General features: G+C 35.6%; 15 protein-coding genes. 3 read left to right on the plus strand and 12 right to left on the minus strand.

Annotated features, from left to right (window positions below; translation table 11 throughout):
- Nucleotides 1–17: 17 nt before the first annotated feature.
- A complete protein-coding gene (locus AABL52_RS23785) occupies nucleotides 18–1,469 on the minus strand; it encodes a SulP family inorganic anion transporter (RefSeq protein ID WP_341518561.1) in 1,452 nt (483 codons plus the stop codon).
- A gap of 308 nt (nucleotides 1,470–1,777) precedes the next feature.
- Nucleotides 1,778–3,025, minus strand: a complete 1,248-nt coding sequence (locus tag AABL52_RS23790; protein WP_341518562.1) for a cell wall-binding repeat-containing protein — start codon at nucleotides 3,023–3,025, stop codon at nucleotides 1,778–1,780.
- Between the two features lie 174 nt (nucleotides 3,026–3,199).
- Between AABL52_RS23790 and AABL52_RS23795 the strand changes: the two genes are divergently transcribed.
- Nucleotides 3,200–3,877 carry a response regulator transcription factor gene (locus AABL52_RS23795; RefSeq protein ID WP_000227656.1) on the plus strand — a complete coding sequence of 226 codons (678 nt, stop codon included), beginning with the start codon at nucleotides 3,200–3,202 and terminating at the stop codon, nucleotides 3,875–3,877.
- A gap of 11 nt (nucleotides 3,878–3,888) precedes the next feature.
- Nucleotides 3,889–5,274: a sensor histidine kinase gene (locus AABL52_RS23800; protein WP_341518563.1), complete on the plus strand. Its 1,386-nt coding sequence runs from the start codon at nucleotides 3,889–3,891 to the stop codon at nucleotides 5,272–5,274.
- A 167-nt stretch (nucleotides 5,275–5,441) separates the two neighbouring features.
- Here the strand turns inward: AABL52_RS23800 and AABL52_RS23805 are convergent, their stop codons facing one another.
- Nucleotides 5,442–5,966, minus strand: coding sequence for a dihydrofolate reductase family protein (locus AABL52_RS23805; RefSeq protein WP_073517280.1), 525 nt, complete (start codon nucleotides 5,964–5,966; stop codon nucleotides 5,442–5,444).
- 108 nt (nucleotides 5,967–6,074) lie between these two features.
- Here AABL52_RS23805 and AABL52_RS23810 point away from each other — a divergent pair, with 108 nt between their 5' ends.
- The gene (locus AABL52_RS23810) at nucleotides 6,075–7,028 is read left to right on the plus strand and encodes a helix-turn-helix transcriptional regulator (RefSeq protein WP_341518564.1); all 954 of its coding nucleotides are present in this window, start codon (nucleotides 6,075–6,077) and stop codon (nucleotides 7,026–7,028) included.
- 28 nt (nucleotides 7,029–7,056) lie between these two features.
- Here AABL52_RS23810 and AABL52_RS23815 read toward each other — a convergent pair whose 3' ends face one another.
- The 9 genes from AABL52_RS23815 to AABL52_RS23855 all read right to left on the minus strand — a co-directional run bounded on the left by AABL52_RS23815 (nucleotide 7,057) and on the right by AABL52_RS23855 (nucleotide 14,650).
- The gene (locus AABL52_RS23815) at nucleotides 7,057–8,493 is read right to left on the minus strand and encodes a DUF4367 domain-containing protein (RefSeq protein ID WP_341518565.1); all 1,437 of its coding nucleotides are present in this window, start codon (nucleotides 8,491–8,493) and stop codon (nucleotides 7,057–7,059) included.
- Nucleotides 8,459–9,016: an RNA polymerase sigma factor gene (locus AABL52_RS23820; protein WP_341518566.1), complete on the minus strand. Its 558-nt coding sequence runs from the start codon at nucleotides 9,014–9,016 to the stop codon at nucleotides 8,459–8,461. The genes AABL52_RS23815 and AABL52_RS23820 overlap by 35 nt, the downstream gene beginning before the upstream one ends.
- Nucleotides 9,017–9,195: 179 nt before the next feature.
- Nucleotides 9,196–9,633 carry an HIT family protein gene (locus AABL52_RS23825; RefSeq protein WP_341518567.1) on the minus strand — a complete coding sequence of 146 codons (438 nt, stop codon included), beginning with the start codon at nucleotides 9,631–9,633 and terminating at the stop codon, nucleotides 9,196–9,198.
- Between the two features lie 59 nt (nucleotides 9,634–9,692).
- Nucleotides 9,693–10,070, minus strand: a complete 378-nt coding sequence (locus AABL52_RS23830; RefSeq protein WP_000778841.1) for an OsmC family protein — start codon at nucleotides 10,068–10,070, stop codon at nucleotides 9,693–9,695.
- Nucleotides 10,045–11,472 carry an amino acid permease gene (locus tag AABL52_RS23835; protein ID WP_098258529.1) on the minus strand — a complete coding sequence of 476 codons (1,428 nt, stop codon included), beginning with the start codon at nucleotides 11,470–11,472 and terminating at the stop codon, nucleotides 10,045–10,047. The genes AABL52_RS23830 and AABL52_RS23835 overlap by 26 nt, the downstream gene beginning before the upstream one ends.
- Nucleotides 11,473–11,676: 204 nt before the next feature.
- Nucleotides 11,677–12,321, minus strand: coding sequence for an amino acid ABC transporter permease (locus AABL52_RS23840; protein WP_341518568.1), 645 nt, complete (start codon nucleotides 12,319–12,321; stop codon nucleotides 11,677–11,679).
- A complete protein-coding gene (locus AABL52_RS23845; protein ID WP_341518569.1) occupies nucleotides 12,322–12,978 on the minus strand; it encodes an amino acid ABC transporter permease in 657 nt (218 codons plus the stop codon). It abuts the gene before it with no gap.
- 100 nt (nucleotides 12,979–13,078) lie between these two features.
- Nucleotides 13,079–13,906 carry a glutamine ABC transporter substrate-binding protein GlnH gene (gene glnH, locus AABL52_RS23850; RefSeq protein ID WP_000916482.1) on the minus strand — a complete coding sequence of 276 codons (828 nt, stop codon included), beginning with the start codon at nucleotides 13,904–13,906 and terminating at the stop codon, nucleotides 13,079–13,081.
- A 12-nt stretch (nucleotides 13,907–13,918) separates the two neighbouring features.
- Nucleotides 13,919–14,650, minus strand: coding sequence for an amino acid ABC transporter ATP-binding protein (locus AABL52_RS23855; RefSeq protein ID WP_423250469.1), 732 nt, complete (start codon nucleotides 14,648–14,650; stop codon nucleotides 13,919–13,921).
- Nucleotides 14,651–14,730: the final 80 nt, after the last annotated feature.

Below are 14,730 nucleotides of genomic sequence, written 5' to 3' on the forward strand. Positions count from 1 at the left end.
CCCTAAAAAGGAGGCTTCTAACTAGCAATTCTTTTATTATAAGTAGCTAAATTTGAAATGATCTTCGAGCTTCGTTCATTTAATCCCGTTATACTTACTTTCATGTCACTTTGTTCATACTTCATGATAACTTTATCAATTGCGGCTACTGCTGAATCATCCCATACGTGTGCATGGGTAAAATTCAACTCAATTTCTTTTACATCTTCATTGAATGCAAAGTTATTTATAAAGTCTGCTGTAGATGCAAAGAAAAGTTGACCATGAATTTCGTATATTTTCTTATTTTCAATATATAAATGTTTCACGTGAATCTTTGCCATATTGAAAGCAAATAAAACTGCACTAATTACTGTTCCGATAATTACACCTAATGCTAAATTATGTGTAATTAAGACAATCACAACTGTTACGATCATAACTAATGCATTTCCTTTTGGTACTTTATGAATCGTTGTTACAGAGTTCCAATCAAACGTTCCGATTGAAACCATAATCATAACTGCAACTAATGCTGCCATCGGAATATGAACGACATAGTCACCTAAAACAAATAGTAATACGATTAAAAATCCACCCGCTACAAATGTTGATAAACGACCTCGTCCACCTGATTTAATATTAATAACAGATTGTCCAATCATTGCACATCCTGCCATTCCACCGAAGAAACCAGCGACAATATTCGCAATACCTTGCCCACGTGCTTCCTTATGTTTATTACTTTCCGTATGCGTCATATCATCTAAAACTGAAGCTGTTAATAATGACTCGAGTAAACCGATAATTGCAAGCATAACTGCGTACGGTAAAATAATCCCTAATGTCTCAAGTGTAAAAGGCACGTCAGGAATGCTAAAGAACGGTAATTCTTTCGGCAGACTTCCCATATCCCCGACTGTTTTTAACTGTAATCCGCTCATAAGTGCAATACTTGTCACGATGATAATTGAAATAAGTGTAGACGGTACCGCCGTCGTAATACGTGGAAATACATATATAATTGCAAGTCCTAGTGCGACAAGTGCATACATTTGCCAAGTTGCATTTTTAAAATGCGGCAATTGCGCTGTAAAAACTAAAATTCCAAGTGAATTTAAAAAGCCACTCATAACAGATTTAGGAACAAACTTCATAAATGAGCTCAGTTTGAACACGCCAAAAATAATTTGGACAATACCCGTTAATATTGTTGTAGCAAATAAATATTGCAAACCGTGATCTTTCACGAGCGTTACCATTAATAATGCCATTGCACCTGTTGCAGCTGAAATCATTCCAGTTCGTCCGCCAACAAATGAAATGGTCACTGCAATACAAAAGGCTGCATATAGCCCAACGGTCGGATCCACGCCTGCAATAACAGAGAAAGCAATCGCTTCAGGAATTAACGCTAAAGCAACGACAATTCCTGATAGTACGTCCCCTCTCACATTGGAGAACCAATCATTTTTTATCGTTTGAAACAAAATACCACTCCTCTACTCTTTTATCCCGCATTAACGGGCAGTAAGATCCCCAACTCAAAATTCAGCGGCAGCAAAGAAGTTAGGCGGGGATCAACTGCCCATAAAAGCCCGATTGGTTCAACTAATAATCAGTGAGGGATGAACAAAACCCCCACTGATTAAAGTTTCACTTTATCATTTGATTTTCTCCATAAGAAAATCTAAGCCGACTGCACGAAGGCTATTATATAACGAGTAGAGAGATTTTTGCTATGTAAAAGTTTCCTACAGAAAAAGACGCTACCTTAGCATCGCCTTTGCTCATTTTATTAATGTCCACCGTGCCCTTGACCACTTTCTTGCACAATCTCTAACCTCTCATCCAATATACCTTGTGTTTCAAATGAAATATCACTCGTACTTCCTAATAAGAAGCCGTGGTTATACGGTCCAAGTGTTGGGTCATCTTTAAACTTCGGCTGAATACTAGCAAGAAAGTCATACACTGGTTGTGAAGCTTTACCTTCTTCTAATAATACAACAGGGGCATGTTTACCCATATGTGAAAAAGGTGCTCCCGCAACTGCTAAGTCTGGTGTTTTGCTTGAAACAAATGATAAACCGTGACCTGGTTTTGTGAATCCCCAGCCAAATTTCGTTTTTTCATCTTTAAATTTCGCAAAAGCAACCGAATTTTCTGTTGGAGTTTCTCCACTAATACGCGTTACTTTCCCGTATTTACTTAACTCTTTTTCTACAGTTTTTGAAATAATTTTTTCTGGTCCTAATACATATATATTCGCTTTATCTTTTCTCATCTTTAATGCCTCTATCGTCGCTTCTGGCACCTTATCTTTATCTGTATATAAAAGCGGTTCTGGCATATGAGAGATCCAGTTCACAGCTGGTGTTGTATATAAACGTCCTTCTTCCTCAGACGAACCGATAATAACACTATTTGGATAGCTACCTGTTATATCGGCATATTCTTTATCCACTTCTTTAGCAAATGTAGCTGGATCCGTTTCTTTTATTTGCTTTACTTTATACTCTTTTAATTGCTCAAGGATAGATGCACCTACATCCCCCATCACCATAATTTGTGTTCCATCTTTCGTTCCGAGCGGATTTAATCGTTTTATTTCTTTTAATGTCATTTCGGGTACCTTTTCTTTTTCTATAAATAAAATCGGCCCGTTATTCGGATGATGAATAAGATCCGCACTCGCAATACCTAATTGCCACTCGTTTACTGGTACTAAAATAATAGCGCCTGGCTGATTCTCTTTATGCGTTGCTGGCCATATCGTTTGCGAAGTTAGTACTGCCATTTGCAGAGGATCGTTTGTGTTTAATCTCGTTACATTTTTTAAACTTGTCGTTAATAAATCATTCGATGCACCTTCGTTCATTTCTTTAGGCGCAGTTACCTCCTGATTCATTTTCATTTCCTTTTGCTCTGTTTTCTTCTCTTTTGTAGATTCATGATTTTTATGATCTGTATTCGTTTGTCCACACGCCGCAAGACCAACCGCCGCAATTATTGTTATCCCAAAAATTCGGGTCATCTGTTTCACTATACCGCCTCCATTTGAATCGTTTTCGAGCCAATATGATTACCTAAAATGGAATTTCAACTTTACAATAACAAGCAATTCTGAAGAAATTATGCAGATGCATGATAATCTGCACCATTTCTTCATGATTTTGACTTACAATTTAAGTAATAACTACAAATGCGGAGGTACTCTATGGTCGATATACTACTCGTAGATGATGAGCCGAGAATGCTTGAATTATTAACGCTTTATCTTACTCCAATCGGATATAACTGCGTATGTGCAGTATCTGGGGAAGAAGCTATTTCACATATAGAAAATCGAAACTTCAAATTTGTTTTACTCGATATTATGATGCCAAAGATGGATGGGTGGGAAACGTGCAAAAGAATTCGATCCTTTAGTAACGTTCCTATCATTATGGTAACGGCCCGTGATCAAACGGTAGATGTCATCCAAGGGTTAAAACTTGGAGCGGATGATTATGTAACCAAACCTTTCCATGAAGAAGAGCTTTTCGCAAGAATTGAAGCTGTTTTAAGGCGAACGAATCAACACGCGCAAATCCAATATCACGGCATTTTATGGGATGAGGCAAAGCATTTCGTTTCTGTCTATAATGAAGAACTTCTTCTCACTCCAATCGAATTTTCCTTACTCGGGTTATTTTTACGTCATGTGAACTACGTGTTAAGCCGCGATCAGCTCATTGAACGAATTTGGGGATTAAATACAAATACAGAAGATAGAACAGTCGATTCACATATTCGTAATTTGCGTGATAAATTACGAAAATTAAATTTCCCTATTGATCACCATTTGAAAACTGTTTACGGAGTCGGCTATCGATGGGTTGATACTGTAGATTAAGGAGCAAAACGATGAAGCGAATATCTATTCAACTCGGATTTTATTTTTTAATTGTTACACTTTTAATCGAAAGTGTTCTATTTGTCTTGCTTTATTATAGCCTTGTCAACAATAGAGTAAACGAAGAAATGACAGCTTTATTAAAGCGCGGAAATAGTCACCGAGATGTCCTTGAAAAGTATTTTGATAAGCAAACAATCTCCCATGTTGCACTAATGGAATCCGAAGCCGAAACCACTGTCGTTATTACAAATGCAAATAAAGAAGTACTGGCTAAATCCAACGAAATAAATACTACTATAAAAAAGCATATTGAAAAAATGCAAACACGGACAGATCATGACGGAGCAATTATAGAAAATCATTGGAAAACATCTAATTATATATGTACAGTTAGCCCCATTATAGTAGCAGGAAAAACAGAAGGCTACGTATATATGTTTCTCGGAACAGAATCGATTGAGGAAATGGTTAACGGGCTAACAAGACAATTCATTATTGCCGGAGTCATTACGTTTCTATTAACAGTCATCACCATCTTTCTATTATCACGATTGTTAACAAAACCATTGTTACACATGAAACATGCCACTGAAAAAATGAGTAAAGGCGATTTATCCGTTTCGTTAAAGACTACTCGAAATGACGAAATTGGTGAACTAGCATCGTCTATTCAAACGCTTGCTAATGATTTACATTATATGAAAACAGAGCGAAGTGAATTTCTAGCAAGTGTTGCTCATGAATTACGAACACCGTTAACATACGTAAGAGGTTATGCTGACATTGCTTTAAAAGAAACCACATCTCCTGAGCAACGTTTGCGATATTTATCTATTATAAAAGATGAGTCTGATTATATTACGAACTTAGTTCAAGATTTATTTTCACTTGCACAAATGGAACAACATAACTTTTCTATTCAAGTAAAGGAAGTACATTTATACGCCTTCCTTACTCGCATAGCCGAAAAGGTAAATGCCATGTATAAAGAAAGATACATTACAGTTTCTTTCTCTTGTCCTCCTACACTGCTAGTAAACTTAGATGAACAGCGATTTGAACAAGTTATAATAAACATTTTAAATAACGCTTATAGACATTCAAAAGAACATTCTCATATAAACATTTCTGTTACAGAAGAACATAAAAATATCTCCATTACAATTGAAGATGAAGGCGAAGGTATTCCTCCTGAAGACCTCCCTCACATTTTCGACCGCTTTTATCGAGTTGATAAAGCAAGATCACGAGCTACAGGTGGAACTGGTTTAGGACTATCTATCGTAAAAGAAATTGTAGAACTACACAGCGGGAATGTTACTGTCACAAGCGAAGTCGATCACGGGTCTTGCTTTATCATTTCATTACCATCTATAAAGAAACACGACTATTGATGGTAGTCGTGTTTCTTTATCATTTTACTTTATCCCGCTTTAATGGGCAGTAAGACCCCCACCTCAAAATTCAGCGAAAGCAAAGAATTTAGGTGGGGATCAACTGCCCCTAAAAGTCCGATTGGTGAGGGCTGATAATCAGTGGGGATGAAGAAAACCCCCACTGATTAAAGTTTCACTTTATAATATAAATTTACAAATTGCCCAAAACGTTTCGTATCGGTTAAAGTTAAATTAATTTCTGGATTCTTGTCTTGAAATAATGGAACTCCAGAACCTAATATATGTGGTGTAATCGTAACGATATATTCATCAATTAGATTATTTTTAAAGAACTCACTCAGTAGACTTCCTCCACCGACCATCCATATTTTAGATCCTTCTTGTGCTTTTAACCTTTTAGTAAACTCCACTACATCTTCATTTACAAACTCCACGTTTCCGTCTGAGCCTTTTTCTGAACGAGAAAAAACATAACATGCTTTATCTAAGTAAGGGAATGTTTCCGTATGCTCTACTACATAATCGTACGTTCTTTTCCCCATAATTATTGTATCAATCGTTTCATACATTTCTGTATAACCGTTATCTCCCTCTCCTTCGGTTTCCATTAACCACTCTAAATCATCATTCTCTTTCGCAATATATCCATCCAAACTAGCGGCTATAAATAAAACAACTTCACGTGACATCTCTTTTCCTCCTTGCAACGTATATTGATAAAATCACCTTATACGCACTATACTATCCTTAAAACATGACAATTCATGTCATATTAAAAAAAGAAATGAGTGAGATAGTTGTCAAAAGCAAAACGTCTACTAGACATTCTTATATTCGCTTCTGCGAAAAGAACATTTACAGCTCAGGAAATAGCTAATGAATTTAATATTTCCGTTCGTACTGTTCATAGATACATTTTAGATTTAAGCGATATGGGATTACCCCTTTACGCAGAACAAGGTCGTAACGGAGGATATAAAGTATTAATGAATAAAGTCATTCCGCCTATTTTATTCACCGAAGAAGAAGCAGTATCCATCTTTTTTGCTTTTCAGTCTTTAAGCTACTACAGAGACTTACCATTTAATACAGAACTCAATTCCGTTACGCATAAACTGTATAGCTCTCTACAACATGATGCGAAAGCGAAAGTTGATAAAATACGCTCTTATATTGCTTTTTGGAATCCAAAGAGAACAATTGATACACCTCTTTTAAACGAAGTGTTAACCGCAGCTATTGAAAATAAAAATTTACACTTTCAATATGAATCTAAATCGGGGATAAAAACAAAACATGTTCATCCTATCGGTGTATATGCTCATGATGGGCTATGGTACTTACCATCCTATGACTTCAGCAGAAAAAAGGTATTACTGTATCGCGTTGATCGTATTCTTTCTATATTATCAACAGAAGAAAATGAAGATACGTTCATGAATTTAGAAAAATGGTTCGACTCGAGCTCTAACGTCGTACACATTCCTACCCAGTTACATGTTTCATTAACAGCAGAAGGCGTGCGCCAATGTAAAAGCGTTCCTTACCTTGAAGAATTCGTGGTAGGAAACGAAGACGGGACAGGATATATACATTCAACAATTGATAAAGGTGAAATCAATTTTATTACCCCTTTATTTTATAGACTTGGAAAAGATGCACGAGTTTTAGAGCCAAAAGAATTGATAGATAGTTTACGTATACGTGCAAAAGAAGTTTTACATATGTATGAAGACGAAAAAAGCTGCTAGATATAAGCAGCTTTTTGTTTATTTGTTCCTATTGTTTTGACTGTTGACGAATATCAATCCACCAACGATATGACGCATTCATATTTTCAGTACTTCCATTCCCTCTGTAATGGAAAGCATCCAAAAAGATTGAATCTAGTTTATCTTCATCTACAAAATAACCTAAGTTAACTTTTACCGTTTCTCCTGGTCGGATACTGCCAATATTGTAGAAGCTTTTCCCATCTCCGTGAGGCTCTAAATAATCAACTTCTCCCGTCATAATACGCGTTGCTTCCATTCCCTCTTCTTTAGCGTATTTCCATGCATTCCCTTCAAATTTAAGCTGCTTTATGGATGGATGCATATAGATTTCTTCTGTCGCCTGTTTACCAATATTTCTCACTGTTGTTGTTAAGTAGACAAATTTAACATTAACTAATTTCGAATCTACTAATGTATCAATTGAATCTTTACCATTCCCTAATTTATATACATCCCGTCTGTACGATAGCAATTTCCCCGTCTGATCTAAAGCCTTCTTCTTGCTTAATATCCCTAGGCCAAGTTCATTAAAATTCTCTTGTTTAAAATCTTTAATCGAATCAAAAACTTCAACTTTTTCTATCACATATTCAATTTGGCTGTTATCCATAGATATCGTTACTGGAACCTTTTGCCCTATATGAAATAGTCGTTTGCTATCTTTTTTCAAAGGAATCACTTTAGGTTTTTTAGGTTCATCTGCTTGGCTAAAATACTTTTTATCATAATTTGATATATGTGCTGCCTTTTCTTTTGACGTGGGCTCAAGTGAAATATTCCCTAACACATCTATCATTTGTTCTTCATTTATATCTGATCCAATAAAACTTTCTAACATAATCCCTTCTTTCTCAAAAAAGAGAAAGACCTTCCTATCAAACATTACATTGTTGTTTCCAGTTTCTTTATGAACAATTACTGCTTTCTTGCCACCTATCTCTTTTTCTTCGTAGCTTTTTGAATATAAAGTTTGAAAGTCCGCATTTTCCCCTACTCTCCAAAGACTAAATGAAAAGCCTCCCTTTGCGTCGTTATCTTTAAATGAATATTTCATAGCAGAGTCATCAATTGCTTCCATATTTTCTGGCAATTTACCAACCTTCAACTTATACCACTTATTACTCTTTTGCGAGTCCTTATTTGTTACTGAAACATTTACTTCGTAATTTTGTTTTTGAACAATCATATTATAAACTTTCACTGCACCAAAAACGGTTGTCGGCATGCCGATTAATAAGCAAGCAGCAGCGATTAACATACGATGTTTTTTACGCTTTTTCTGTGGTTGTCCATCTTTCAGCTTCATTTCCTCCATAAACAATTTCTTTTTACGCGTATATGTATGTGAAAATTCATGTTGTTCTTCGAGTTTATCAAAATCATCTAAAGCAATTTTTTCAGCAAGTTCATATATTTCTTTGGAGTTCTTTGAATTCGTCATGTTGTATACCTCCTATAATATTTTGGACTCGTTTTCGAGCGCGTTCAAACTGCTTGCGGACATTGGCCTCGGTTATCCCCATGACACTTGAAATTTCTTGGTACGTTAAGTTATAGAAGACTTTGTACTTAAACACCTGTCTGTTAGATTCATTTAACTCTTTTAGCAATGTATCAATTTGAACCTCAGACATTTTACGTTTTTCCCACTCTTCAATATTTTCATCTACTGCTTCTGTTAATTCTCTTTCATATTCTTCTAAAAATGTTTCATGTCGTTTATTTTTTCGGTAACTATCAATCGCCTTGTTTTTCGCTATCCTCAAAATGTAGCGTTTAAGCTCTTCAGTGCTCAAGCTATGAAGCTTTTCCAAGTTCTTATAAAGAGTAATAAACGTCTCTTGAACTGCATCTTCAGCCTGCTGAATATTATTTAAAATGGAATAGGCTATATAATAAATTTTTTGCTCGTACAACTCGTATAGCTCTTCCATCTTTTCATAATCGTTGTTTGTAACTTTCATATAATTCCTCCTCTTACTCTATATAACGAATGAGCAATATACTTTGTGACACTGCAAAATCTTTTTATAGATAAAATTTAATAATAGAATAAACAAAAGCCCAATTTCTCTATTGTAACTGAGAAATTGGGCTTTTATTTATTCGAATTTTCCTGACTGCTCCTTTAAGATTATCCCTCTTACGCCTTGTCAGTAAACAGCATTTTCTCTATCGCTTCTTTTAACAAATGCTTTGTCTCTTCCAAGTTATAATTCTGCTTCTCTCCAGGGTGTACCGTATAAAACTCAGCAAATGAGCGCTCTTTATATCTTGGTACGACATGCATATGATAATGTGTTAACTCGTTAAATACTCCACCATTTTGACAAATTGTAATTCCGTCAGGTTTATATAATAGCTTAATCGCTTTTGCAATCAGCTTAGAAGCATCCATAATTGATTTCGCTATAACATCATCTAATTCGTCCACTTCTACAACATGCTGCTTTGGTACAATTAAAGTATGACCTGAATAGAAAGGTTCATGATCTAAAAAGCATGTTACATAGTCATCTTCATATACTTTATATATTTTTTCCTCTCCGCTTGCTAATTTACACCCTAAACATTCCATCATATTTCCCCCTTTATTAAAAACATAAAAACGTGAGAGCCGTATTCTCACGTTTTTATGTTTCACTTTATTAGTTCAATTGTTTCCGTAACTTTTATACTATCTTTTACCGATTGAACAATCGTACAATTTTTCACTGCTAGTTGCAGTGCCTTGTCCAACTGCTCTTCTGTAATGTTTTGTGCTTTAATTTTATAGTGCAAATGAACACTTTCAACTGGTTTTGATAAAGCTTCACTTCTACCAATTTCAGTCTCAATTGTAAACGTATCGTATGTAATACGTTTCTTTTCTAAAATTGTTCGAAAGACAATTGCACTACATCCTGCGATAGAAGAAACAAGTAATTGTAACGGTGAATACCCGTTTTCTTTTCCAATCGCTAATTGACCATACGATAAATCTGCCTCTATATCATCGTGTTTGATTGTTAGTTTCATTTGTTTTCTCCATCTCCACTTTCATCGGTTTCTTCCGTTTCTTACTCATATAATAATATATGTAGCAGAAAATGATAAATGGAATACCACAATATAACGCCATTCTTTGTTCTGGAATAAACGCTAAACTAATAACAACGATACTATTTGTAATTAAAGCTAAAATAGGAACGATTGGATATAACGGTGTTCTATACTTTAAGTCCTCTAACTTTCCCCCGCCTTTTATATACTGACTTCTAAAGCGAAGTTGCGATAGAGCAATAATGATCCAACTTGAAACAGCAGATAAACCAGCTATAGATAATAAGTACATGTATACTGTATCTTCTGCAAGGAAGCTTGTTAATAACGATAACGCCGCAACAGCAATCGTTACGACTAGCGCTGTAATTGGAATACCACGTTTATTTACCTTCTTGAAAGATGTTGGTGCCATTCCTTCATTTGCAAGTGACCATAATATACGAGTTGCCGCATATAATCCTGAATTCGCTACGGATAGTAAAGCTGTAATAATAACGAAGTTCATAATATCAGCTGCGTATGGAATTCCGATTTTATCAAATACAACTACGAATGGACTTTCAATTACTCCTGCTTCTTTCCAAGAAATTAACCCTACTAAAATTGTCATTGTTAAAATGAAGAATAACATAATGCGCCATACTGTATTACGAATTGCACGTGGAATTGTTTTTTCAGGCTCCTTACTCTCTCCTGCTGCAATCCCGATTAACTCTGTTCCTTGGAAGGAAAAGTTAACTGTAATCATCGTAAGAAGCACTGCAGCTAGTCCATTTGGGAATAGCCCACCATCACTTACAAAGTTAGAGAAAAGAGGCGCTGCTTCTTTTCCGTCGTATGGTAAAAATCCTAGTAACGCGCTACCACCAAGTAGAATGAATGCAATAATTGTAACTACTTTAATACTAGAGAACCAAAACTCTAATTCAGCATAACTCTTCGCTGATATTGCATTTGAAGCATATAAAATAACTCCGAATACGAGACACCATACCCAAACATCAACATTCGGAAACCATCTTTTCATCATTAAACCGATCGATGTTAATTCTAATCCTACTGTTACTGCCCATCCAATCCAGTATAGCCAACCGATCATAAATCCAGTTCCTGGTCCAATAAACTTCGTCGCATACTTTTGGAAAGATCCTGAAACTGGCATTGCTACCGTTAGCTCTCCAAGACAAAGCATTGTTAAATACATAATAAATCCGCCTACTAAATATGAAAGGATGGCTCCCCCTGGTCCAGCCTGATTAATGGTGTAACCTGAACCTAGAAAAAAACCAGTTCCGATTACACCACCTAGTGCGATCATAAATAAATGTCTACTCTTCATCGTACGATGTAATTGCTCATTCGTTGTTTGCTGCATCTTAATCCTCCCCCTACAATTACCCCTATCTCTTTTTAAAATTTTCTGATAATAAAAATATACACGAAAGCGATTACAATTTCTATATAAAATTAAAACTTTTCTGATAAAACAATATAAAAAATCGAATTATCGCAAGATTCAGATGCTACTTAAAGGAAAATAAGGATAAACAAGGAAAAACCTTTACATATATTGTAAAGGTTAACGAAGTTCTAATCTTCTCGATAAAATTGATAAACTATAATTTACGATAAAGTACATACAAGCTACTACTATAAACGTTGGAATCATATAATTTACATTCTGTCCGCTAATAATTTGAGCATTATGCATAAGCTCTGGCAGTGATATAACAACTGCTAATGCTGTATCTTTCAGCAATGAAATAAACTGACTGACAAGCGGCGGAACCATTCTTCTTAATGCTTGTGGTAAAATAATATGCCAAAGCGCTTGAACATACGTTAATCCTGAAGATCTTGCGGCCTCAATCTGCCCTTTTTCAATCGATAATAGACCACTTCGAACAATTTCAGATATCATTGCTGCTTCAAATATTGTTAAGGCAACAATTACAGCTGTTATAATTTCTAATTTCAATCCTACTTCTGGAAGTGCAAAATATGTGAAAAATATAATTAAAAGTAGTGGTAAATTCCGAATCACTTCAACGATAATTCCTAATATTTGTGAGACAACAGGTATTTTCATGTAGCGCAATATTCCTATTACACTACCAATAATAAAGCTAAGTACAATTGCTACGAGCGCTACCTCTAACGTTATAAGTAATCCTTTTAATAAAAACAGAATATGATCTCCTGTAATTGCTCCCTTAAAATCCATTTACACCGCCTCCTTTGCTAAGCGTTTTTCTAAATAACGCACTAGCATACTGAGCGGAATTGTTAATATTAAATAAAACATCCCGACAAATATATATACATCGAACGTAACAAATGTCTTCGTTGAAATTAAGTCTCCTTGATACATTAAATCAGCTCCAGCTATAATTCCGAGTATGGAAGAGTTTTTTACTAAATTGAGAAATTGATTTCCTAAAGGAGGGATTACGATTTTCATCGCCTGAGGTAAAACAACATAATACATTCCCTGTACATACGTTAATCCTGAAGACCGCGCCGCTTCCATTTGACCTTTTGCAACTGATAAAATACCAGCGCGAATGACTTCTGCAATAAATGCTGCTGTATATACGGTAAGCGTAACTGTTCCTGCTACAAAACCATTTAAAGTAATTCCTATTACAGGTAAAGCGAAATAAAATATAAATGCGATTAATACGAGTGGAATATTTCTTACAAACTCTACAAAAGCTGATCCTATCCAATTTAAAATACGAATAGGTGCAATGCGCATTACAGCCAAAATTATACCCAAAATAAAGCTGCCTATTAACGCAATTACACTAGACATCACTGTATATTTAAAGCCTTCTAAATACATATCAATGTTATTCGTTAATATAGAAAAATCAGGCACATATTCTCCCCTCTTTCTTTACAAGAAGAGGATGAGCGTCCCTCATCCTCTTACTATTTATCAATGGGAATACAGCTCCGCTCATTAAAATATCACTTTACTACTCTTGCTTTTGCCCAATCCATTTCTCATACAATTTGTCGTACTCCCCGTTCGCCTTCATATCTTTTAGCAAGCTATTAATCTCTTTCGTTAAATCATCTGCACCTTTTTGCACTGCAATTCCGTACGGCTCATCTGTGAAAATTTTCCCTACAACTTCATAATTCGAATCTTGTTTTGCCATGCCGTAAAGAATTGCATTATCTGTCGTTAAAACATCACCTTTCCCTGCTTTTAACGCCGTAAATGCCTCACTGTAATTTTCAAATTCTAATACAGTCGCTTCCGGTGACTTTTGACGAATATTATTTGTAGACGTTGAACCTTTTACAGCTAACACTTTCACACCCTTTTTCACATCATCAATACTTTTAATATCGCTTCCTTTTTTCACAAGTAACGATTGCCCCGCTTTAAAATATACATCTGAAAAATCTACTTCTTTTTTACGTTCTTCTGTAATTGTCATTGTTGCGATAATTGCATCAATATCACCGTTTTTCAGTAGTGGAATACGCGTTTTAGACGTTACTTCTTTTAATTCTAGTTTCTTTTCATCTCCAAGAATTTTTTTCGCAAGCGCCTTTGCTACATCAACATCAAATCCTTCTACTTGCCCTGTTGAAGGATTTTTCAATCCAAATAAGTTCGTATCATTCTTCACCCCAACTACTAGCTTCCCGCGCTTTTTAATTTGCTCAACAGCCCCGCCTTGCTTCGTATTCGTTTCTTTCGCCTCATCTTTTTTACTTCCACACCCGGCCACGACAAGTACGAATAAACATGAGAATACGATTAACGTAAACAACTTTTTCATTTTAAGCATAAAACTCCTCCTTTAATGATTTAACACTCTTCTTAAAAATAGACGTGCTCTTTCTTGTTCAGGACTTGCAAAAAATTGCGCCGGTGTTGTATCTTCAATAATTTGACCATCATCCATAAACAAAATCCGATCTGCTACTTCTCGCGCAAATCCCATTTCATGTGTGACAACGACCATCGTCATCCCTTCTTTAGCTAGCGTCTTCATAACATCAAGTACTTCCCCGATCATCTCTGGATCAAGAGCAGACGTAGGCTCATCAAATAGCATAATTTCCGGCTGCATTGCGAGCCCCCTAGCAATTGCTACCCTTTGCTGTTGTCCTCCGGATAATTGATGCGGGTATACACTAGCCTTCTCCGGAATTCCTACTTTCTCTAAATAAAACATCGCTGTTTTCTCAGCTTCCCCTTTTGAAACTTTATTTACTTTAATCGGTGCTAGTGTAATATTTTGAAGAACCGTCTTATGTGGATATAAATAAAAATGTTGAAAGACCATTCCAATATTTCGGCGTAATTCATTCATATCTGTTTTTGCATTGTGTACTTCCGTATCTTGTACAATTAACGCTCCATCTGTAATTGTCTCTAACTGATTTATACACCGTAGCAACGTACTTTTTCCTGATCCGGACGGCCCAACAACTACTACCACTTCACCTTTTTTCACTTGTACATTAATATCTTTTAAAACTTGAAAGCTGCCATAATATTTATTTACATTACGAAACTCTATCAACATACTCCCCCCTTCCCTTACAAAGCATGTACATTCTTTTTATATTCAAAAATAGGCAAAAAAATAACTTCCAGCCTCATTTT

The sequence above is a fragment of the Bacillus paramobilis genome, assembly GCF_038096195.1.
Classification (GTDB): domain Bacteria; phylum Bacillota; class Bacilli; order Bacillales; family Bacillaceae_G; genus Bacillus_A; species Bacillus_A mobilis.

Coding starts and splice junctions, on each gene's coding strand:
- AABL52_RS23795 (WP_000227656.1), top strand. CDS start 3,200: ATGGTCGATATACTACTCGTAGATGATGAGCCGAGAATGCTTGAATTA.
- AABL52_RS23800 (WP_341518563.1), top strand. CDS start 3,889: ATGAAGCGAATATCTATTCAACTCGGATTTTATTTTTTAATTGTTACA.
- AABL52_RS23805 (WP_073517280.1), bottom strand. CDS start 5,966: ATGTCACGTGAAGTTGTTTTATTTATAGCCGCTAGTTTGGATGGATAT.
- AABL52_RS23815 (WP_341518565.1), bottom strand. CDS start 8,493: ATGACGAATTCAAAGAACTCCAAAGAAATATATGAACTTGCTGAAAAA.
- AABL52_RS23820 (WP_341518566.1), bottom strand. CDS start 9,016: ATGAAAGTTACAAACAACGATTATGAAAAGATGGAAGAGCTATACGAG.
- AABL52_RS23825 (WP_341518567.1), bottom strand. CDS start 9,633: ATGATGGAATGTTTAGGGTGTAAATTAGCAAGCGGAGAGGAAAAAATA.
- AABL52_RS23830 (WP_000778841.1), bottom strand. CDS start 10,070: ATGAAACTAACAATCAAACACGATGATATAGAGGCAGATTTATCGTAT.
- AABL52_RS23835 (WP_098258529.1), bottom strand. CDS start 11,472: ATGCAGCAAACAACGAATGAGCAATTACATCGTACGATGAAGAGTAGA.
- AABL52_RS23840 (WP_341518568.1), bottom strand. CDS start 12,321: ATGGATTTTAAGGGAGCAATTACAGGAGATCATATTCTGTTTTTATTA.
- glnH (WP_000916482.1), bottom strand. CDS start 13,906: ATGCTTAAAATGAAAAAGTTGTTTACGTTAATCGTATTCTCATGTTTA.
- AABL52_RS23855 (WP_423250469.1), bottom strand. CDS start 14,650: ATGTTGATAGAGTTTCGTAATGTAAATAAATATTATGGCAGCTTTCAA.